The organism is Polaromonas sp. (assembly GCF_029945925.1).
Lineage (GTDB): Bacteria > Pseudomonadota > Gammaproteobacteria > Burkholderiales > Burkholderiaceae_C > Polaromonas.
Genome location: NZ_JAQSDN010000003.1, coordinates 14,708 through 34,372, shown reverse-complemented (window position 1 = coordinate 34,372; position 19,665 = coordinate 14,708). Strand labels below are relative to the sequence as shown.

At 62.8% G+C, this 19,665-nt stretch carries 17 protein-coding genes and 2 tRNA genes; 8 read left to right on the top strand and 11 right to left on the bottom strand.

The features are described from left to right. Position 1 precedes the first annotated feature (1 nt). Positions 2-1,102 carry a phosphotransferase gene (locus PSV40_RS01015; RefSeq protein ID WP_300533226.1) on the top strand — a complete coding sequence of 367 codons (1,101 nt, stop codon included), beginning with the start codon at positions 2-4 and terminating at the stop codon, positions 1,100-1,102. A gap of 42 nt (positions 1,103-1,144) precedes the next feature. Then, positions 1,145-2,404 carry an acyl-CoA dehydrogenase family protein gene (locus tag PSV40_RS01010; RefSeq protein ID WP_300533224.1) on the top strand — a complete coding sequence of 420 codons (1,260 nt, stop codon included), beginning with the start codon at positions 1,145-1,147 and terminating at the stop codon, positions 2,402-2,404. 86 nt (positions 2,405-2,490) lie between these two features. Here PSV40_RS01010 and PSV40_RS01005 read toward each other — a convergent pair whose 3' ends face one another. Next, a complete protein-coding gene (locus PSV40_RS01005) occupies positions 2,491-3,147 on the bottom strand; it encodes a hypothetical protein (RefSeq protein ID WP_300533222.1) in 657 nt (218 codons plus the stop codon). A gap of 125 nt (positions 3,148-3,272) precedes the next feature. Here PSV40_RS01005 and PSV40_RS01000 point away from each other — a divergent pair, with 125 nt between their 5' ends. Beyond that, positions 3,273-3,977, top strand: coding sequence for a glutathione binding-like protein (locus PSV40_RS01000; RefSeq protein WP_300533220.1), 705 nt, complete (start codon positions 3,273-3,275; stop codon positions 3,975-3,977). 31 nt (positions 3,978-4,008) lie between these two features. On the opposite strand, the gene PSV40_RS00995 is transcribed toward PSV40_RS01000, so the two are convergent. The 7 genes from PSV40_RS00995 to PSV40_RS00965 all read right to left on the bottom strand — a co-directional run bounded on the left by PSV40_RS00995 (position 4,009) and on the right by PSV40_RS00965 (position 10,595). Then, positions 4,009-4,560: a hypothetical protein gene (locus PSV40_RS00995; protein ID WP_300533219.1), complete on the bottom strand. Its 552-nt coding sequence runs from the start codon at positions 4,558-4,560 to the stop codon at positions 4,009-4,011. Then, positions 4,547-7,729, bottom strand: a complete 3,183-nt coding sequence (locus tag PSV40_RS00990) for a carboxypeptidase-like regulatory domain-containing protein (RefSeq protein WP_300533217.1) — start codon at positions 7,727-7,729, stop codon at positions 4,547-4,549. Before PSV40_RS00990 ends, PSV40_RS00995 begins: the two co-directional genes overlap by 14 nt. A gap of 87 nt (positions 7,730-7,816) precedes the next feature. Next, positions 7,817-8,731, bottom strand: a complete 915-nt coding sequence (locus PSV40_RS00985) for a fimbria/pilus periplasmic chaperone (RefSeq protein WP_300533215.1) — start codon at positions 8,729-8,731, stop codon at positions 7,817-7,819. A 78-nt stretch (positions 8,732-8,809) separates the two neighbouring features. Further along, the gene (locus PSV40_RS00980) at positions 8,810-9,265 is read right to left on the bottom strand and encodes a DUF4402 domain-containing protein (protein ID WP_300533214.1); all 456 of its coding nucleotides are present in this window, start codon (positions 9,263-9,265) and stop codon (positions 8,810-8,812) included. A 171-nt stretch (positions 9,266-9,436) separates the two neighbouring features. Further along, positions 9,437-9,973: a DUF4402 domain-containing protein gene (locus PSV40_RS00975; protein ID WP_300533212.1), complete on the bottom strand. Its 537-nt coding sequence runs from the start codon at positions 9,971-9,973 to the stop codon at positions 9,437-9,439. Between the two features lie 426 nt (positions 9,974-10,399). Further along, positions 10,400-10,476 (bottom strand) — tRNA-Arg (locus PSV40_RS00970). Positions 10,477-10,518: 42 nt separating this feature from the next. Continuing rightward, positions 10,519-10,595: transfer RNA gene (locus PSV40_RS00965), tRNA-Pro, on the bottom strand. Positions 10,596-10,747: 152 nt separating this feature from the next. On the opposite strand from PSV40_RS00965, the gene PSV40_RS00960 reads away from it, so the two are divergent. Further along, a complete protein-coding gene (locus tag PSV40_RS00960) occupies positions 10,748-11,134 on the top strand; it encodes a DUF488 family protein (protein WP_300533210.1) in 387 nt (128 codons plus the stop codon). A gap of 115 nt (positions 11,135-11,249) precedes the next feature. On the opposite strand, the gene boxB is transcribed toward PSV40_RS00960, so the two are convergent. Genes boxB through PSV40_RS00945 form a run of 3 tightly spaced genes read right to left on the bottom strand, consistent with a single transcriptional unit; the run spans position 11,250 to position 15,345 of the window. Continuing rightward, positions 11,250-12,674: a benzoyl-CoA 2,3-epoxidase subunit BoxB gene (gene boxB / locus PSV40_RS00955; protein ID WP_300533208.1), complete on the bottom strand. Its 1,425-nt coding sequence runs from the start codon at positions 12,672-12,674 to the stop codon at positions 11,250-11,252. 4 nt (positions 12,675-12,678) lie between these two features. Next, positions 12,679-14,382: a 2,3-epoxybenzoyl-CoA dihydrolase gene (gene boxC / locus PSV40_RS00950; protein WP_300533207.1), complete on the bottom strand. Its 1,704-nt coding sequence runs from the start codon at positions 14,380-14,382 to the stop codon at positions 12,679-12,681. Positions 14,383-14,403: 21 nt separating this feature from the next. Beyond that, positions 14,404-15,345: a helix-turn-helix transcriptional regulator gene (locus PSV40_RS00945; RefSeq protein ID WP_300533205.1), complete on the bottom strand. Its 942-nt coding sequence runs from the start codon at positions 15,343-15,345 to the stop codon at positions 14,404-14,406. 101 nt (positions 15,346-15,446) lie between these two features. On the opposite strand from PSV40_RS00945, the gene PSV40_RS00940 reads away from it, so the two are divergent. The 4 genes from PSV40_RS00940 to PSV40_RS00925 all read left to right on the top strand — a co-directional run bounded on the left by PSV40_RS00940 (position 15,447) and on the right by PSV40_RS00925 (position 19,662). After that, a complete protein-coding gene (locus PSV40_RS00940; RefSeq protein ID WP_300533203.1) occupies positions 15,447-15,935 on the top strand; it encodes a flavodoxin domain-containing protein in 489 nt (162 codons plus the stop codon). Positions 15,936-16,011: 76 nt separating this feature from the next. Next, the gene (locus PSV40_RS00935; protein WP_300533202.1) at positions 16,012-17,595 is read left to right on the top strand and encodes a benzoate-CoA ligase family protein; all 1,584 of its coding nucleotides are present in this window, start codon (positions 16,012-16,014) and stop codon (positions 17,593-17,595) included. Between the two features lie 144 nt (positions 17,596-17,739). After that, complete coding sequence (locus PSV40_RS00930) at positions 17,740-18,939, top strand: ABC transporter substrate-binding protein (RefSeq protein WP_293595039.1); 1,200 nt, start codon at positions 17,740-17,742, stop codon at positions 18,937-18,939. Positions 18,940-19,035: 96 nt separating this feature from the next. Further along, the gene (locus tag PSV40_RS00925) at positions 19,036-19,662 is read left to right on the top strand and encodes a LysE family translocator (protein ID WP_300533200.1); all 627 of its coding nucleotides are present in this window, start codon (positions 19,036-19,038) and stop codon (positions 19,660-19,662) included. The last annotated feature ends 3 nt before the right edge of the window (positions 19,663-19,665 follow it).

The window sequence follows — 19,665 nt, the reverse complement described above, 5'->3', positions numbered from 1 at the left end:
GATGAGCAACTTTGACCATTTCCTGGGTACCCGCGCGGTTTCGGGCCAGCACGCTTTCGACATGGACGCGCTGAGTACCTACCTCGAGAAACACCTGCCGGGTTTTCAGGGCCCGCTGAGCGCCGAAATATTCAAGGGCGGCCAGTCCAACCCGACCTACAAGCTGATCACGCCCCAGCGCTCGTACGTGATGCGCGCAAAACCAGGGCCGGTCGCGAAATTGCTGCCTTCGGCCCATGCAGTCGAGCGCGAGTTCAAGGTCATGACCGGCCTGCAGGGCACCGACGTGCCGGTCGCCAAAATGTATTGCCTGTGCGAAGACGAATCCGTGATAGGCCGGGCCTTCTACGTGATGGAGTTTGTCGAGGGCCGCGTCCTGTGGGACCAGGCACTGCCGGGCATGACGAATTCCCAGCGCGGCGATATTTACCGCGAGATGAACCGCGTCATTGCCGCGCTGCACAAGGTGAAGTTCGCCGAGCGCGGGCTGGCCGACTACGGCAAACCCGGCAACTACTTCGAGCGCCAGATCGGCCGCTGGAGCAAGCAGTACACCGCCTCCATCACCGAGCCCATCCCCGAGATGGACCAGTTGATGGTCTGGCTGCCTGCCAACATACCGGCCAGTGCGCGCGACGAGGCCATGGTCTCCATCGTGCATGGCGACTTCCGCCTGGACAACCTGATGTTTCACCCCACCGAGCCGCGTGTGTTGGCAGTGCTGGACTGGGAGTTGTCCACGCTGGGCCACCCGCTGGCCGATTTCAGCTACCACTGCATGGCCTGGCACATTCCGCCGGGGGCTTTCCGCGGCATCGGCGGTCTGGACGTCGCCAGCCTGGGCATCCCGAGCGAAGCCGAATACATCCGCCTGTACTGCGAACGCACCGGGTTTGCCAGCCCCGAGCTGATCAAGGCCGACTGGAATTTTTACCTCGCCTACAACCTGTTCCGGCTCGCGGCCATTTTGCAGGGCATCGCCAAGCGCGTTGAAACCGGCACCGCGGCCAGCGCCCAGGCCGTCGCCTCTGCCAAAGGTGCGCCTGCACTGGCTCGCATGGCATGGGATTTTGCGCAGAAAAGCCAGTCACAGAGCGCCTGACGGCCTTCCCCCTTTACGACGACGCCACTCCAGGAGATAACGATGGAATTCAACTACACCCCCAAAGTCCAGGAACTGCAGGCCCGCCTGCTGGCCTTCATGGACCAGCATGTTTACCCGAACGAGGCGCGTTTCTTCCGCGAGATTGCCGAGAACCGCGCCAAGGGCAATCCGTGGATTCCGACCACCCTCATCGAGGAGCTCAAACCCAAGGCCCGCGCTGCGGGCTTGTGGAACCTGTTCCTGCCGCATTCGCCGCGAGCGCCCGAAGGCCTGTCCAACCTCGAATACGCGCCCCTGTGCGAAATCATGGGCCGCGTGCCTTTTGCGCCAGAAATCTTCAACTGCTCCGCGCCCGACACCGGCAACATGGAAACGATCGCCCGTTACGGTTCGGAAGCCAACAAGGACCGCTGGCTGGAACCCCTGCTCAAGGGCGAGATCCGTTCGGCCTTCCTGATGACCGAGCCCGAAGTGGCTTCGTCCGACGCCACCAACATCCAGTGCAGCATCGTCCGCGACGGTGACGACTATGTGATCAACGGCCTGAAGTGGTGGTCGTCGGGCGCCGGCGATCCGCGCTGCGCGATTTACATCGTCATGGGCAAAACCAACCCCGACGCGGGCCGCCATGAGCAGCAGTCCATGATCCTGGTGCCGGCCAATGCGCCCGGCATCACCGTGATCCGCCCCCTGAGCGTGTTCGGTTACGACGACGCACCGCACGGCCACATGGAAGTGCGGCTGACCAACGTGCGCGTGCCGGTGGGCAACCTGCTGCTCGGCGAAGGCCGCGGTTTTGAAATTGCGCAAGGCCGCCTTGGCCCCGGACGCATTCACCACTGCATGCGCAGCATCGGCATTGCCGAACGCGCACTCGAACTGATGTGCAAGCGCCTGAACAGCCGCATCGCTTTCGGCAAACCGGTGGCACGCCAGTCGGTCTGGCACGAACGGATTGCCGATGCACGCTGCATGATCGACCAGGCCAGGTTGCTGACGCTCAAGGCGGCGTACATGATGGACACGGTCGGCAACAAGGTCGCCAAGGCCGAAATCGCGATGATCAAGGTGGTTGCGCCCAACATGGCCTGCCAGATCATCGACTGGGCCATCCAGGCGCATGGCGGTGGCGGCGTGTCCGACGATTTCCCGCTGGCCTATGCCTACGCCCACCAGCGCACGTTGCGCCTGGCCGACGGTCCGGACGAGGTGCACCGTGCCTCGCTGGCCAAGCTGGAACTGGCCAAACACTTGGGCCTACCCGGTGCGGTCGAGATGCCCATTACCCGCGGCAGCTGAACCGGCGGCCAGCTCCTACATTCGCTATCAAAAATATAGCTGGCAGCGCCCGACCCTGTTGGGCTGGAGCCCGATTTCACTTAAAACTACAGGGTGATATCGGTCGACAGGCCGGCCAGCGCCGATTCACAGGCGCTGGTGTACACGATCGCGGCATGTTGCAGCGTGGCGATGCTGGGCGGGCTGTACTGCATGCGCAGGTAGGCCTTGCCGCGCAACAGCATCAGGATGAAGGGAGTTTGCGCATCCGGGCCCGGCTCGGGCCAGTGAAGCAGCAGTTCGGCCAGGTTGCTGTCCAGCCATGCCAGGGCATTTTCGCGCCGGTCGGCCAGCACGGTGTACCGCTCCCAGAATTCGGGCACCAGACTGCTCCAGCCGAACTCCTCGTACATGGCCAGCCAGCGCATCTCCTCGGGCAGGCTGGGGTCGGCGGTGGTCTGCAGCGTGTCGGTGTAAATCGCGTAGGCGCGTTTTTCCAGCGACTCCTTGAGTGGCCGGTTCATGATGAGCACCGCCGCATCTTCGTTGATGTCCAGCGCTGCACGGGCACGGAGCTCCTCCCCGACGATGTAGTCGCGTGATGCCGCCCCGCTCTCCAGCTTCCAGGGCTTGCCTTTCACCTTGCCGGTCAGCACACAACCGGCGCCCTTGCCCTGGCTGGAGTAACTGAAGCCGTGCGTGCTGGCCCACTCCGACACCGCGTCGGGCCTTACCGCTTCCAGCGGCTGAGTCTCGCTTCGCACAAAGACCTTTTTCAGGCGCTCAAACATGGTTCCGGCTTTTCTCTTAAAGTGCTTGAGAACCTGTCCACCCGCCAGCAAGCGGCGCGGACAAGCTCTTTGCCATCATAGTTCCAAAGGTTGCGTTCATGCTCAAAGTCTATTCCTGGCCCACACCCAACGGCCACAAGGTCCACATCATGCTGGAAGAGTGCGGCTTTCGCCTCGGTCGCGACTGGGAAGCGATTCCGGTCAACATCGGCACCGGCGACCAGTTCCAGCCCGAGTTTCTGGCCATCAGCCCGAACAACAAGATTCCCGCGCTGGTGGACCCCGAGGGGCCAGACGGCAAACCCATGGCACTGTTCGAATCCGGTGCCATCTTGCTGTACCTGGCGGCCAAAACCGGCAGATTCCTGCCGAAAAGTGACCGGTTGAAGTTCCAGGTCCTGCAATGGCTGATGTTCCAGATGGGCGGCGTCGGCCCCATGATCGGGCAGACCCACCACTTCCGCCAGTACGCGCCCGAGAAAATCGACTACGCGATCGAACGCTACACCAACGAGACCCGACGGCTTTACGGTGTGATGAACCAGCAGCTGGCGGGCAGCAAGTTCATCGCCTGCAACCAGTACACGATTGCAGACATCGCCATCTTCCCGTGGCTGCGCAACTGGGAAAACCACGGCATCACCTGGGCCGACTACCCGCACCTGAAGAAATGGTTTGACGTCATCGCGGTCCGGCCTGCCGTGCAGCGCGGCGTCAAGGTGCTGGCCGATCTGCGCCGCCCCATCACCGACGACAAGGCACGCGAAGTGCTGTTTGGCAAGACGCAATATCAAAAACGTTAGCGGCGCCGGTGCAATCGTAGCTGCAGCCAGGTCAGTTGTACTCGATGTTGACCGCGCCATTGACCGGTTCCGACACGGCAAAGGTCAGCCCTGACCCACCGCTGACGGCCAGGGAGCCATCGGCCTTGCGCGTCACATTGACGGTCGCGGTACTGGCCGCTGGCGGCGCGGCACCTGCGCCCACGCTGCCCTGTGTAGCCGTGGCGCCCTGCGTTCCGCCGCCCCCTTCCGCCGCTCCGCTCCCCTGAACACCACTTCCACCGGTGCCGGAGGGAGGCGCCCCCCCGACACGCAGCAAGGGACCGCTGGTGGACAGGCTGCTGGTGAAACTTTCAACGGTGAAGACGGTCCCCGCCAAGGCCGGCGTTTCAACCACGGCAGGCGCGGGGGCGGGTGTCGCCACGGGTGTGGGCGCCGGCGGCGGCGTGATGACCACTGTCACCGACTCAACCACGGTGGCCCCCACCGTACCTACCGCCGATGCAGCATGGCTGCTGCCGGCCGTCAGGGCCCAAGCGCCGATTAAAAGCGCGCAGGCCATGGCCGGCTGAGGAATCGTTGGCCACCAATCATTTCTTTTCATGATGCTCCTCGCGGGGAAAACCGGACACCGGTCCGGCCGGCTTTTTTCGCAGCAGAAAATCCACGCCGTTGATGAATTTCCCGTCGGGCAGGATGTTGATCTCACGCACACCCGGATCAACCAGACCGAACCGCCCCAGTTGCTCCAGGGAAACCTGCACGTAATAGCGGCCCTGGGGTATGGCCGGAACAATGTAATAGCCGTCGGAACTGGTCTTGATTGTAGTGACGACACGCCGGTTGCTGTCAAGCAATTCGATCACCACATCGCCGATGCCGCGCTTCGAATTGTGCTCGGCGAGGTACACCGTGCCATCAATTTCGCTGGTCAAAATGATGGGAAAGTCAATTTCCGCCACATGTCCGGGGCGTGGCACCATACGCACGCCCTTGCGCACCGGCGCCCAGTAAGGGTCTTCCAGTGTCTGCGTATCGACCGCCAGGTCCACATGTTGCCGCGTCGGCAAACGGTCCAGCCAGGCAATGCCTGCGGCATCGGTCCGCACCGGCGCCCGGCTGCCGTTGACGGTGATCGCGGCGTTTTCAACCGCCTCTTCGCCGGCGTCCATGATGCCGTTGGCATTGCTGTCCACAAAAACCCGTGCCGATGCGGCGCCGCTGTCGGCTTTGGGCAGCGCGTCAAACCGCCACTGTCCCTGGCGCGGTTCCCGGCCCATGGCAATAAAGAGCTGCACGCCCACGGTCAGCACCCCTGTGCTGGAATAGCTGGTGCTCAGTCCCAGCCCGTAACTGCCCAGGCTTTTGTTCAAGCCTGCCGTGTACAGGGTTTCGCGGCTGCTGATGGCGCGCACCAGGCCGAGGTTGAGCAGATAGCCTTCGCCCAGCCGCCTGTCACCCGAAAGCACCACGGTATCGAGTTTTGCCTGCGGTTTGAGGAGGTAGCCCAACTGGCCACTCAGACCGGTGACCCCGACGCGGTAACTCAGTTGCAGGGCGCCGCTGGCCGTGGTCGCTCCGCCCGAGTTTTGCCAGGTCAGCTGATTGGCTATTGACGTGCCCCTGACATAGGCGGCGACGCGGCCGGTCAGGGCCACGTTGCTGAGGCCGGATTGAAACTGCTCGCGCTGGACTTCCACGGTCACCGGCAAGCGCGGCAACCAGCCGGCCGGAATGGCGCCGTCGAGCCGCAGCTTGTCGCGTGTGCGCAATGGATCGGCGCTGCGCGAAAACAGCTCACTGACGAAATCCTTGAGCCGCAGGTGGCTGTAACTCAGCGAGACAGGTCCGACACGGGTCTTCAGGCCTGACTCATTGAGCCAGCCGCGATTGGACGAGCGGTAAAGGTCGCTGCTGAGAATGAAGGATTTCCAGAAGCCACGCAGTCCCAGGTTGCTGTACAGCTGTCCGTCGCTACCGGAGACGCCGGTGGCCGCCGTGGTGGTGCTGCCGGTGGTCAGCGATGACGGCAAACGGACAAAGCCGCCGGTTCCCGTCAGGTACTTGTTCAGACCCCACTCGAACTGGGCCACCGAGCGCGACTGGCCCGCGCTGTCCTGGTGCTGGGCGAGGTTGTAGTAAAACGCACCGGTCGGCGTGCTGGATTGCTCGAGCAAAAAACTCTGCCGCTCCACCCGTTGCTGGCCCAGCGGCCCGTGAAACACGAGGCGAAATTCGTTGGCCCCATACGCCAGAGGCTGGTCGTCAAAGCTGTAGCGGCCGTCCGCGCGCGAGCTCTGAAAACCGACCAGGGCCTCGTTGAAATACAGTTCCACATCCCAGCCGGGCGGCAGGTCACCCTGCAGCGTATGGCGGTCAAAACTGGTCGGCTGGGTGATGGGACGATTGCTGAGTGTTAGCCCATAACCCTTGCCGGTTGCACTGCGGCCGGCGATGTTCGTCACACTGGGAGAGGAGACACCGCTGCCGAACATCACCGATCGGGCGCGCAAAGGGCCGAGCAGGCCTGCATCAGGGTCGTGGCGTGCCAGGGTGAAACGCACGTCGGGCGACGGGTCCTGCCGGGTGCTGCTGACAAAAAAAGCAGATTCCAGGCCCAGAAGGTCGCCCGTCAGGTAAGCGGTGTAGTTGGCGCTGGTCTGCCTGCTGCCATTGCCGGTTCGCAGCCCCATTCCAAAGGTCTGGTCGATAAAAGGCACGCCCAGCAGGCGGTAAGGCATGTCCACGCGTGGGTAGCCCGGATCTTCGTAACCGGTGCGGGCGCCCAGCTTGCCTGCGCGGCGCTCACGCTCCAGGCGCTCCTGCAAAGGAAGGCGTTCCCTGGGCTTGACCCGCAGCGCCAGGCTCGAAAGGTCCACCTCGAAATCAAGTGGCAACCAGCGCGACAGCAGAGAAGCCGCGACATAGATGTCGTCGCCCTCCACTCGGACCAGCGTCCGGTCAAAGAGCTGGGTCTGGTCGGCCAGCGTGATCCTGCCTTGGGGCGCATCCAGGTTGAAGCCCCGAGCCTCGCTCAGCACATAACCGTCGGCGGTGCCCTGCCCGGCTTGCGTCCGGATCGCCAGCGTCAGCAGCCTGGCCAGTTCACCCAGAGGCAGAAATGTCTCGCGGCCAGCCTGGTAGGTCGTGATGGCATCGGCCAACACCTGTTCATCCAGCTGCACCTCCAGCAACACCAGGTTCAACTCATCGGCGCGGCGCAGGGGTCCGGGAGTTGTGGCGGGCGCCGCCGGGGGCGACGTTGAGGCTGCCAGCGCCGGCGGCTGCCGGGGGGGCATTGTGGGGCGCGCCGCAGGTGCAGGTGCAGGTGCAGGTGCAGGTGGGGTTGTGGGTGCGGCAGATGGTGCAATGTCCAGCACCAGCCTGTAGCCCCTGCCCGTTTCGGGCTTGAGCGAAAAAATGTTGGGTTCGGCCTCCGCCTTGAGCCCGAACTCCAGAAGAACCGCCCCGGTGCCAGAGGGGGAGGGCCTGACCTGCATCGCTTGCATGTAGGGATGATCGGCGGTGATCTGGCCTGCCAGCCCCGTCAGCGCCGCGGTGAGTTCCACGTCTTCGAGCTCCAGCACCACGCGCCCGGGATGGCGCAGGATATACAGGCTGAAGCGCAGCTCCGTGCGGGACTCCAGCACGATGCGCGTCCTGGCGTCGCCCCTTTCCAAGGATGCTGTGCTGATCGACACACTGGCAAGCGCCATGCCCGGCACCAGTACCAGCGCCACCGGGAGAAGCAGCCAGCTCCTGCAACCGCGCATCAGCATCCCCCAAGCGGCGCTGCAAAAAAAACGTATCCCCTCATGATGAAAGCTGCTGCGTCATGGGTGGGCGCAACCGCTGTCCGGTCAAGGCAATTCGAGAGCGGCTTCCGCCAGCAACTTGCCACCCGCGTCTGGCCGTTCCCGGAAGGCTACCCGCAGGGTGCCCCGCGCCAGCGCCAGCCCGGCGGGCGGCTTCAACTCCAGCCTCATGCGGCGCAAGGCGTTGGGTGTGTACACTGCCACGCCACCGGCCTTGCCGACTTCCTGCGGCGCGCCGCCTTGGGGCGTGAAGGTCGCAATCAGGTCTCCATACACAGAACGGTTGCCGCTGCGCTGCAGCACCACCGCCAGCATCGCAGGCTGGCCGGCCGGGGGGTTGGGCAGTTCCAGCCCGGACAGCGTGACGGTGGCAGATGTTTCACCGTGCCGCACAATGACAGGAATGGACACACCGATCAAAGCCGTCAACTGCACACCTACTTCACCGGGGCCCAGCGCAGGACCTTGGGCGTTGATACTGCTGGTGCCGGTGGTCTCGGGAACCCGGTCAAACTGAAGGTGGGACCGGTACTCACCGGCTGGCAAATCTGCCGGTTTGCGCAGCAAAATACGTACGGTCTGGCCACGGCCCGGGGCCAATACCACCTGCCGTGGCGAATAACGCACCAACTCATCTGCAAATTGCTCGCCTGGTCGCGGGCTGTCTATCGCGGAAAACTCCCCTGTCTCGCTCATGCGCCTATTGACCAGGTTGATGCGGTAAGTCGCTGTTTCCTGGCCATTGTTGATGAGGTCGAGTTGGGCCGAGCGCTGGTTTTTTTCAAGAATGATCCGCGTCGGAGTCAGCATCAGATCGGCAAAAGCGTGGGGCGCGGCAATCAGCACGAGACAAGCGCCGAGCAGCCAGGCACCGCTCTCCCGCCGCAAAGGGAGCCATCGGATAGGACGACAGTCAGCATCCGCAGCAAGGGGCCGGACATCAAAAATGGAAAACCACATGACGGGCTCCTGAGTGTCTTGTTTGTAAGCAGGCATGACGATGAACCGGAATTGGGATGATGGGATGAAGTGCGGCCTTCATTGCAGGTTGATCGTGACCTCAAAATTGCCGGTGTAATTGCCCATTGCCTGGTTGCTGCCCACACTGAGTGTGGCGCCGACCGTAAAGGCCAGTGCACCGGTGCCACTGAGCTGGCCGCTCGATGTGCTGCTACTGAAGCCATTGACAGCCATGGTGGTCCCCGGACTCCCCACGAGTGACAGCGACACCACACCGTTGCTAGGCAAGGTGATGGAATAAGGCTGATTCGCCCCCCCCCCGCTCACGCTGAACGACGCGGCCGAGCCCAGGTTGACCGCGATCGGATACGCACCCCCACTCTTGCCCCGGAGGCCCACCGGGGGAATAACGATCGTGCCCGCCACCGCACTGGGCGCAAAAGTACCAAAGGCCAAAGCCTGGGTGGCCGTGAAAGTCTGCGCCCAACTCACCGATGCGCAAGCCACGGTACTTAGCAGAGCGATTACAGCCAAAACACGGTGTTTCTTCAACGTGGCCCTTCCTTGAACTCATCTCGCCTGTGCGATAACGGCCTGCAACACGGTTAACTGACAAAAAACAGAGTGCAATAGCAAGCACAGCCCTACCGGAGCGAGTTTCCAGCCTGCTTGGCGGCCCGAGGCCGCCACTCACAGATCAGCGTCTCAGTTATAGGCAACGGTGATCGAATAGGTCCCGCTGTAAGTCCCCGCAGCATTCGCGGCACCTTGGGTCAAAGTAGCACCGACATATACCACCTGACTCCCCTGAGAACCTGATGTACCACTGAGTACACCGCCTGTTGTGACCGAAGGGGTAATGGCGGTCACGTTCATGGTGGTATTCCCATCAGTGATCGTCGTGCTTGCATCTGCCGTCAGCGTATAGGTTGCCGCTCCGTCACCGGTGACAGTGAATTGCCCTGAAGCAGCGGTGCTCGGACTGACCCTGACGGAGGTGCCTCCCACGACAGTAGTGGCAACGTTGGTCAAGGTCACTGTTCCGCCATTGCTCGCAACAAATTTGCCAAAATTGAGGGCCCTGTTTTGCGTGATATCAATGGCCTGGACCACGGTGGCGGTGGCGTCGCCACTGATGGCGTGGGCATTGCCAACAAGCCCCAAGCCCCCCAGCACAGCAGTTGACGCCAACGCTGCATGCAACGCACCGCGTTTGAATGTCGAAAAACGCTCTGATTTCATGATCACTCCTTCGTTAATGAATCAACTTGAACCTGCCCCAGCCTGACCACACCCTGCCTGGCGGCGGAAGTGGGGGAACTGCATTTCCATGGCGCCCTAGCGCTCATTTCGTCCCTTTGGAAGTCTTTTTTTGTATCTTTTATGCGATTCTATTTATCCAAGTGTGACTTTTGTAGGAAATATGAGGTGATGTTTGGTGATTTTTTTACAGATCCGGCTTTTCTATGCTAAAGGATGAATTTCTGCGAATTTGCGTCGGCCGTTCTATGACTTTGGACTTATATCCGCGTCGAGCCGGGCAACCACAGCGACGTGATTTCGCAACGCATTGGCGCGGCAAGGCGCCGCGCACGACTACAGGGCGGCGCCTGAGACGGTCAGAACGATAAAAATGGGGAGGGTTGGAGGACGCAATGCATTGAGCACTGGTCTGCCCGGAGGGGATCGAACCCCCGACCCTCAGCTTAGAAGGCTGATGCTCTATCCAACTGAGCTACGGGCAGATATGAAAAAAGCCCACAGAGTGAGCTTTTTCATTGGATTCTTGGTCGGAGTACAAGGATTCGAACCTTGGACCCCCTGGTCCCAAACCAGGTGCGCTACCAGACTGCGCCACACTCCGACTAGTCAAATATTATAGCCCGAACAAAGCCCAATTTTGCGCCTCGCTCCGTTTATTTGCAGAGGCAGCGTTGCAAGCACCAGGACCGGCCGGGGGCAGCACAAAAGGTTTCACAATGGCAACCCTGAAACACCGTCAAACAGGAGGCGCTCATGGGGGTAAGCATCGTGAGACTGGGCACGGCCCGGCAGGCTGGCGAAGGTCTGCGCATAGGCACGGTACGTCGGCCACCGCGCGGCGTGCCCAAAAGCGAATTCGCCACGCAGGACTGGTACGACGTCTGGTACCCCAACCTCGCCCCCAGCGCCGAGACCATGAAACAGGGCCAGTCGGTGGAGACCGACAAGGACTGGGCCGCGTTCAGCAAAAAATACCGCGCCGAAATGAACGAGCCCGATGCCAGCCGGGACCTGGACCTGCTGGCGGCGCTGTCGCACCAGACGAATTTTGCGATGGGTTGTTACTGCGAGAACGAGGCACGCTGCCACCGTTCGCTGCTGCGGGACCTGCTCAAGGAACGCGGCGCGGAGATTACCTGAACGTTGAGGCGCCCTCCCCCTTCAAACAGGGGCCGCGGGACTGGCTTTGCCAGACCGCAGGCGCAGCGGCCCCCTCGGGGGGCAGCGGCTACACGCAGTGAGCAAGCGTGGGGGCTTACAACTTCACGTATTCGTATTCGACCGCGTTCGCGTTGATGCCACGATCCGGCGGTGCGATCCAGCCGGCCATCTTGCCCGGCTCGGTCACACGCTGCATCAGGCTGTGAATGAAGGTCTTGTCGGCGTCGTTGGGTAGCCACTCGTCTTTTCGGGCGTTGAATTCGGCTTCGCTGATCGGGTTGCCCTGCGGATCGGTGTGGGCGGCCGACCAGACACCGACGCTTCGGCGGAAACGCGAGCTCGGCAGGCTCAGCTCGAAGTCCACACCCGCGCGTTTGATCGCCATGTTCCAGCGTGTCACGCCGACATTGCAGTCTTTCACGTATTCCAGGCGCGTGATCTCGTTCATGCCGTTGCGTGTTGAAATCGTTTCGTTCTTCAAACCACCCTTGCCGTCCGGCACCTGGATGGTCATTTCGCTGTCGAGCTCAACGTGGTCGGCGAATTTGGCTTCGTCGGGCCGGCCCTTGATGCCGTTGCTGAAGTAGTTGGCCGCGTTGGACGAGGCTTCCGAGCCGAACAGGTCCAGCGAGGAGGTGAACCAGAAGTTCATGAATTTCTGCACCGTCGGCAAGTCGATCACGCCGGCCTTGCGCAAGGTGTCCACGTTGTCGGTGTCCAGCTCTTTCATGACTTCCAGCGTGCGTTTGATGACGCGGCCAATGCCGGTCTCGCCGACAAACATGTGGTGGGCTTCTTCGGTCAGCATGAAACGCGTGGTGCGCGCCAGCGGGTCAAAGGCGCTTTCGGCAAAGGACTTGAGCTGGAACTTGCCGTCACGGTCGGTGAAGTAAGTGAACATGAAGAAGCTCAGCCAGTTGTCCATGGGCTCGTTGAAGGTGCCCAGGATACGTGGCTTGTCGGCGTCGCCGCTGTGGCGCGTCAAGAGCTCTTCGGCTTCCTCGCGGCCGTCACGACCGAAGTGCGCGTGCAGCAGGTAGACCATGGCCCACAGATGGCGGCCTTCCTCGACGTTGACCTGAAACAGGTTGCGCAGGTCGTACAAAGAAGGCGCGGTGTGGCCCAGCAGGCGCTGCTGCTCGACAGAGGCCGGCTCGGTGTCGCCCTGGGTCACGATCAGGCGGCGGAAGGCGCTGCGGTACTCACCCGGCACTTCCTGCCAGACGTCCTGGCCCATGTGGTCGCCAAAACCGATCTTGCGGTTTTCTTCCTGGTCGGCGAGAAAAATGCCCCAGCGGTAGTCGGGCATGGGTGTGTAGCCGTAGCTGGCCCAGCCCGAAGCGTCCACGCCGACGGCGGTGCGCAGGTAGACCTCCTTGGCATTGAAGTCACTCGGGCCCATTTCGTCCCACCAGCTCATGAAGGCCGGCTGCCAGTGCTCGAGCGCACGCTGCAGCTGGCGGTTCTCGCCGAGGTTGACGTTGTTGGGGATCAGGGCTTGCAGGTCAATGGTGCTCATGGTGTTAAATCCTTTTCCAGTCGAATTTCGCTTTTTTACCGGTGCCAAAAAGTTTGAGGGCGCCCTCCTCACCCACCGCATTCGGGCGGATGAAAATCCAGTTCTGCCAGGCCGACAGGCGGCCGAACACGCGTGTTTCCATGGTCTCCTTGCCCGGAAAGCGCAGCGAGGCTTCCATGCCGGTCATGGCGTCGGGCGACATGGACGCGCGTTCTTCCAGCATGATGCGGATCTCGTCGTCCCAGTCGATGTCGTCGGGGCTCAGGGTCACCAGGCCCAGTTCGAGCGCCTGGTCGGCACGCAAGGGGCTGCCGGAGAGTTTTTGCAGCTGCGCGATGGTGGCGTCGTCTTCATAAAACCGGGTCTGCAGCCGCGTCAGGTGATTGACGGCCGGGAACCAGCCAAAGTTGGCTGGGCTCAGTTGCAGCGTGGGCGCGACGTCGGGCGAATCCGGCAGGTCCAGCATGTAGATGCGGTCGCAGCTCAGGGCCAGTTCGTAAAACGTGCCGGCAAAACAGGAACCGGCATCGACCAGCGCAATCAGCGAACGGCTGGTCACGTCCAGGCGCGCCAGCGTGCGGCGCAGCGCGCCTGTGGTTTCCTTGACCAGCCAGTGGTCCTTCAGTTGGGCCAGCACCTCGTCCATGCGCATCACCTGGCCGGCATCGCCCTGGGTCTTGATGACCCAGGTGCCGACTTCAAGTTCGTTGGTGCGCAGGTTCAGGATGGCGTCGTCGAGTTCGCGCTGCAGCTTGAGTGGGTACCAGTTGGCGCCGGCGGCTTCGATGGCTTGCGGCGTGGACTCAATGGCGGCGGCCGGTGCCTTGACGGTGAGGGTGGCAATGCGTTTTTCGCGGTCCACCTGGGCATCGACCACGCTGTAGTGGTAGCCGGCATCGTCGATGAGCACCTTCAGTGGCGTCAGTTCAATGCCTTTTGAGGCTGCAGCCCTTGTGGACTGGGCGCGAAGCGCTTCTATTTCAGTAGCAAGCAAGGCGCTGAACTGCTGCGGTTTGGCATAGGCGTCGATCAGTTTCCAGTCGCGGGCCCGGTCTGCGCGCACGCCTTCGGACGTGGTGCAGAAGATGTCGGCCAGGTCGCGGCGCACCTTGCGCTTGTCGGTCACGCGGGTCAGGCCGCCGGTGCCGGGCAAGACGCCGAGCAGCGGCACTTCGGGCAGGCTCACGGTGGAACTGCGGTCGTCAACCATCACGATGCGGTCGCAGGCCAGGGCCAGCTCGTAGCCGCCGCCGGCGCAGGCGCCGGTCACGGCCGCAATCGCCTTGAGGCCATCATGGCGCGAGGAGTCTTCCAGGCCGTTGCGGGTCTCGTTGGTGAATTTGCAGAAGTTGACCTTCCATCCATGCGTGGACAGACCCAGCATGTAGATGTTGGCGCCCGAGCACCAGATCTTTTCCTTGCCCGACTCGAACACCACCACCTTGACGGCCGGATGCTCGAAGCGGATGCGGTTGATCGCGTCGTGCAGCTCGATGTCCACGCCGAGGTCGTAGCTGTTGAGCTTGAGCTTGTAGCCGGGCTTGATGCCGCCGTCTTCATTGATGTCGAGCTTGAGGCGGGCAACATCGCCCTCCACGCTCAGTGTCCAGTGCTGGTACTTGGTCGGATGCGTGGCAAAGCTCACGAGCTCGCGCTCCTGGCCCTCAATCACCTGTTTGAATAACAGCGGTTCGGTCATGGCGTTCATTGGGGTCTCCTGTGTGTCGGGTTAAGGCCGTTCGCCCTGAGCTAGTCGAAGGGCTTCGACAGGCTCAGCCCGAACGGTTGTTTGCGGAACGGCGCGTTCCAGGTCTTTCAGGCTTTGTTTGAGGGTTCGGGCGGCGGTGTCCACCACGGCATCGGCGCGGGCATACAGCGCTTCGCGGCTGGCCAGGATGCGGCGCAGGTCTTCCATCGCCTCGTCCGTGGCACCGCGGGTGGCAGTAAAAGGCCGCATGTCGCCCTGCGCCACCACCCGTGCCATGTGTTCTTCCGGGCTGGCCTTGAGCCAGACGCAGTAGAAGCGGCTTTGCAGCAGGTCAAAGGTTTCGCGCTCGCTGACGATGCTGCCGCCGGTGGTCATGACGACGCCGTCGGCATGGTCCTCGGCAATACGGAACAGCGCGCGGCGCTCGTAGCGGCGGTAGCCGGCCTGCCCGTGCAGCAGCAGGATTTCATTCATGCTGGTGCCGGCTTCACGTTCGATCTCGCGGTCGAGTTCGACAAAAGGCACGCCGCGCTCGGTGGCCAGCTTCAGGCCGAGTGTGGACTTGCCCGCACCGCGCAGACCGATCAGCGCAATGCGCTGTTCCCGGCCCAGCGCATCGCTCAGGCCGAAGGTGCTGCCGAGCAGTGCGTAGGCCTGGTCCAGCTGCGTGTCGTCGAGCCGGCCCAGCAGCCCCTGGACACGGGCCAGCGCCGGGCGCGGTGCGTCCTGCAGCAGTTCCAGAATCGAGATGTTCAGCGCGCGGGCAGCGGCTTCCAGCGAGTTGATCGAGACATTGCCCTTGCCGCTTTCCACATCGGCCAGGAAACGCTCGCTCAGGCCGGAGTCGCTCGCCAGCGCCTTGCGCGTCATGCCGCGGCGGGCGCGCCAGGCACGCACCCGGGCACCCAGCTCGGTGAGCGTGGCTTTGTTCGCCTGTTCGGACAGATTTTCGATGTTGGACATCTGCGTTATTTGAAAAAAGTTTGCGTTAAATCAATATTGCACTATACTTCACGTAATTCGCTTGTCAAGCAGTTTATTGCATCTTTTATCGGAGATCACTGATGAAACTCAAAATACTCGTGGGCACCATGACCAGCACGGCCGACTATGTGGCCCAGGCCATCCAGATGGATTGCGCCGATCTCGTCAGTGATATCGAGGTTCAGCTGATGGACGGCCTGGACATCGGCGTCTTTGACAGCGCCGCCGAAGAAGATGCAATATATCTCATCTGCTCTTCCACCTACGGCCAGGGCGATGTACCCGACAACGCCCGGCTGCTCTATGACTCGCTCGATGCCCAGCCCAAATTCCTGGGCCACGTGCGTTACGGCGTGATCGCCCTTGGTGACCGCACCTACCTGCAGACCTTCTGCTTCGGTGGCAAAAAGTTTGACGAGCGCCTGCAGGGCCTGGGCGCGCAGCGTATCGGTGAGGTCTGGTGCCACGACGCCAGCGCCGGCACCCTGCCCGAGACCGAGGGTGCCGCCTGGTGCCGCGACTGGCTGGCGCTGGCACTGAGCAGCACGCCCAGCACCGAAACCGCCTGAGTTTTACTAAAATGAGCCTCCAACCCAATAATGGCGGGCGCAGGCAGCTATAAAAACGAGAGCATCCGGAGACCCCATGAACCTGAGCCGCGCCGACCATTCGGTGAGCCCCCCTCGCGTTGACATTCCCCGCGACTACAACGCCGCCCATGACCTGCTGGAGCGCAACGCCAACCGCGCCGACAAGCTCGCATTTGTCGATGCCGTCAACGGTGCGACGCTGACTTACGGTGAACTCGCCAACCAGTCCCACCGCTTCGCCAATGCGCTGCGCGCCCAGGGCTTCGCCCCCGAAAGCCGCGTCCTGCTGGCCATGCTGGACACCCCTGAATGGCCGGTGGCTTTTCTGGGCTGCATCCTGGCCGGTGTGGTACCGGTGGCCGCCAACACCCTGCTGACCACGCCCGACTTCGACTTCATGCTGCGCGACTCGCGCGCCCAGGGCCTGATTGTGTCCCGGGCGCTGCTGCCCGCGTTTGAGCCGCTGATCGGGCACATCCCCACACTGCGCAGCGTGATTGTTGCCGGCGCGGAAGACGCCGCACCGCATGCGAGCCTGGCCCAGATGGTACGGGCGCAAGAAGCTACCAAAACCATAGCGCCCACCTGCGCCGACGACGCCTGCTTTTGGCTGTACTCCAGCGGCTCGACCGGCGCCCCCAAAGGCACGGTGCACCTGCACAGTCACCTGATCCAGACCGCCGAGCTCTACGGCCGGGGTGTGCTGGGCATCCAGGAATCCGATGTGGTGTATTCCGCGGCCAAGCTGTTTTTTGCCTACGGGCTGGGCAACGGCCTGACCTTCCCGATGAGCGTGGGCGCCACGGCCATCCTGCTGCCGGCGCGCCCGACCACGGCCGAGGTCTTCCGCATCCTGAAAGAACACCAGCCCACCATTTTCTACGGCGTGCCCACGCTCTACGCCTCCCTGCTGGCAGACCCGGCCCGCCCGCCCCGGGCCGCGTTAAACCTGCGCGTCTGCACCAGCGCCGGTGAGGCCCTGCCCGCCGGCATCGGCACCAAGTGGGCCGCCGAGTATGGCTGCGACATCCTCGACGGCATCGGTTCGACCGAGATGCTGCACATCTTCCTGAGCAACCGGCCCGGCGAAGTACGTTACGGCAGCACCGGCAAGGCCGTCCCCGGTTATGCGCTGCGCATCGTCGGTGATGACGGCCAGGACTGCGGCGTCGGCGAGATCGGCGAGCTGCAGATCAAAGGCCCGAGTTCAGCCCTGATGTACTGGAACAGCCGCGCCAAGACCAAAGCCACGTTTGCCGGCGAGTGGACACGCAGCGGCGACAAATACACGGTGGATGCCGACGGCTACTACACCTACAGCGGCCGCACCGACGACATGCTCAAAGTCGGCGGCATCTATGTCTCGCCCTTCGAGGTGGAGGCGTCGCTAATGACGCACCCGGCGGTGCTGGAAGTGGCGGTGGTCGGCCTGGCCGATGCCGACCAGCTGGTCAAACCCAAGGCCTTTGTGGTGCTCAAGAAGGGCCAGACCGCCTCGGCCGACGACCTCAAGGTTCACGTCAAGCAGCAACTGGCGCCTTACAAATACCCGCGCTGGATCGAGTTTGTGGACGAGCTGCCGAAAACCGCGACCGGCAAGATCCAGCGCTTCAAGCTGCGCCAGCAGGGCACGGCCTGAGCACTCAGGCTGGCAGGGTAATTGCTTTAGGTATAAACAATTTAATCCTGAATCTCGGGTTTTTCACTAGGGTTTTCGCAGCACCGCGCCGTTACCATCAAAGCCTTCCGGCGCTATTCGTTCCGTCCCAACCAGGAGTTATCCATGACCTCACGCCTTCCTTCACGTCGTTTGATCCTGAGCCAGAGTGCGGCCGTCATCGGCGCCGCCTCCACCGGCCTGCTGCTCCCTCAAGTGGTGCGGGCGCAGTCCGGCAAGGTGCGCGTGGGTTTCATGCTGCCCTACACCGGAACCTTCGCGCAGCTCGGCGTGGCGATTGAAAACGGTTTCCGCCTGGCCATCGACCAGCAGGGCGGCAAGCTCGGCGGCCGCGAGATCGAATACTTCAAGGTGGACGACGAGTCCGAACCTTCCAAGGGCGTTGAAAACGCCAGCAAGCTGGTGCAGCGCGACAAGGTCGATGTGCTGGTCGGCACCGTGCACTCGGGCGTGCAGATGGGCATCCAGAAAGTGGCGCGCGACTCCGGCGTGCTGAGCCTGATCCCGAACGCCGGTGTGCATGCCGCCACCCGCGGCCTGTGCGCACCCAATGTATTCCGCACCTCCTTCAGCAACTCCCAGCCCACCCGCGCGCTGGGCCAGGCCATGGTCGCCCGCGGCCACAAAAAAGCCGTGTGGATCACCTGGAAATACGCTGCCGGCGACGAGGCCTTTGAAGGCTTCAAGGAAAGCTACACCGCGGCCGGCGGCACCATCATCAAGGAACTGGGCCTGCCCTTCCCCAACGTCGAGTTCCAGGCGCTGCTGACCGAAATTGCCGCGCTCAAGCCCGACGCCGTGGCCTGCTTCTTTGCCGGCGGCGGCGCTGCCAAGTTCATCCGCGACTACGCGGCGGCGGGTCTCAAGGGCAAGATTCCCCTTTACGGCTCAGGCTTCCTGACCGAAGGTGTTCTGAACGCAGCCGGCCCCGCAGCCGACGGCATCATCACCACCATGCATTACAGCGACTCGCTGGACACGCCGCGCAACAAGGCCTTCCGCCTGGCCTACGCCACCGCCTTCCGCAGCCAGCCCGACGTGTACGCGGTGCAGGGTTACGACACCGGCCTGCTGCTGGTCCAGGGCGCCAATGCGGTCAAGGGCGACCTGAACAGCAAACCGGCCCTGTACAAGGCGCTCGAGTCCGCCGTGATCGACAGCCCGCGCGGCAAGTGGACCATGAGCAAGGCCCACAACCCGGTGCAGGACATCTACCTGCGCCAGGTCGAGAACAAGGAAAACAAGGTCATCGGCGTGGCCGCCAAGGCGCTGGCCGACTCCGGCGCCGGTTGCAAGATGGGCTAAGCTTTTTTCCCGCCAAAATGGGAGGTTCGTGAACCTCCCATTTTTTTGGTACGTGCATTGCTTGGCTTCGCAGCGACCATCCTTTTCGCTTCCCCCATGACCCTCACCACCTACTTTCTCTACCTCGCGGCCGTCGCCTTGCTGATCTTCACGCCAGGCCCGACCATGCTGATGTGCATGACGACCTCGCTGAACCATGGGCCGCGCAAGGCCATGACCTCGGTGGCGGGCAGCGTCAGCGCCGTGCTGGGCGTGATGTTGCTGTCAGCCCTGGGCCTGGGCGCGCTGCTGGCCGCATCTGAAACAGCCTTCACGGCGGCCAAGCTGCTGGGCGCGGCCTACCTGATTTACCTGGGCGTCAAAACCTTTCGCAATGACGCCTCGGTGCTGCGGGCCGATGCGGGTCCGCTTGAGGCGCCGCGCCGCTCGTTTTTTCTGCGCGGCTTCCTGGTCGGTGCGAGCAACCCCAAGGCCGTGCTTTTTTTCGCCGCCTTCTTTCCCCAGTTTCTCAATCCGGCCGAGCCCTTCGTGCCGCAGTTCGCCATCCTCGCGCTGACCTTCATGGCCTTCGAGTTCAGTGTGCTCAGCGGTTGCGCGCTGGGCGTGTCGCGCCTTGCGCCGCTGCTGCGTTCGAGCCGCGCGGTGCGCTGGTTCAATCGCGTCTCTGGCGGGCTGTTCACGCTCATGGGGGGGCTCCTGCTGCTCACCCGCAGGCAGGCCTGAAGC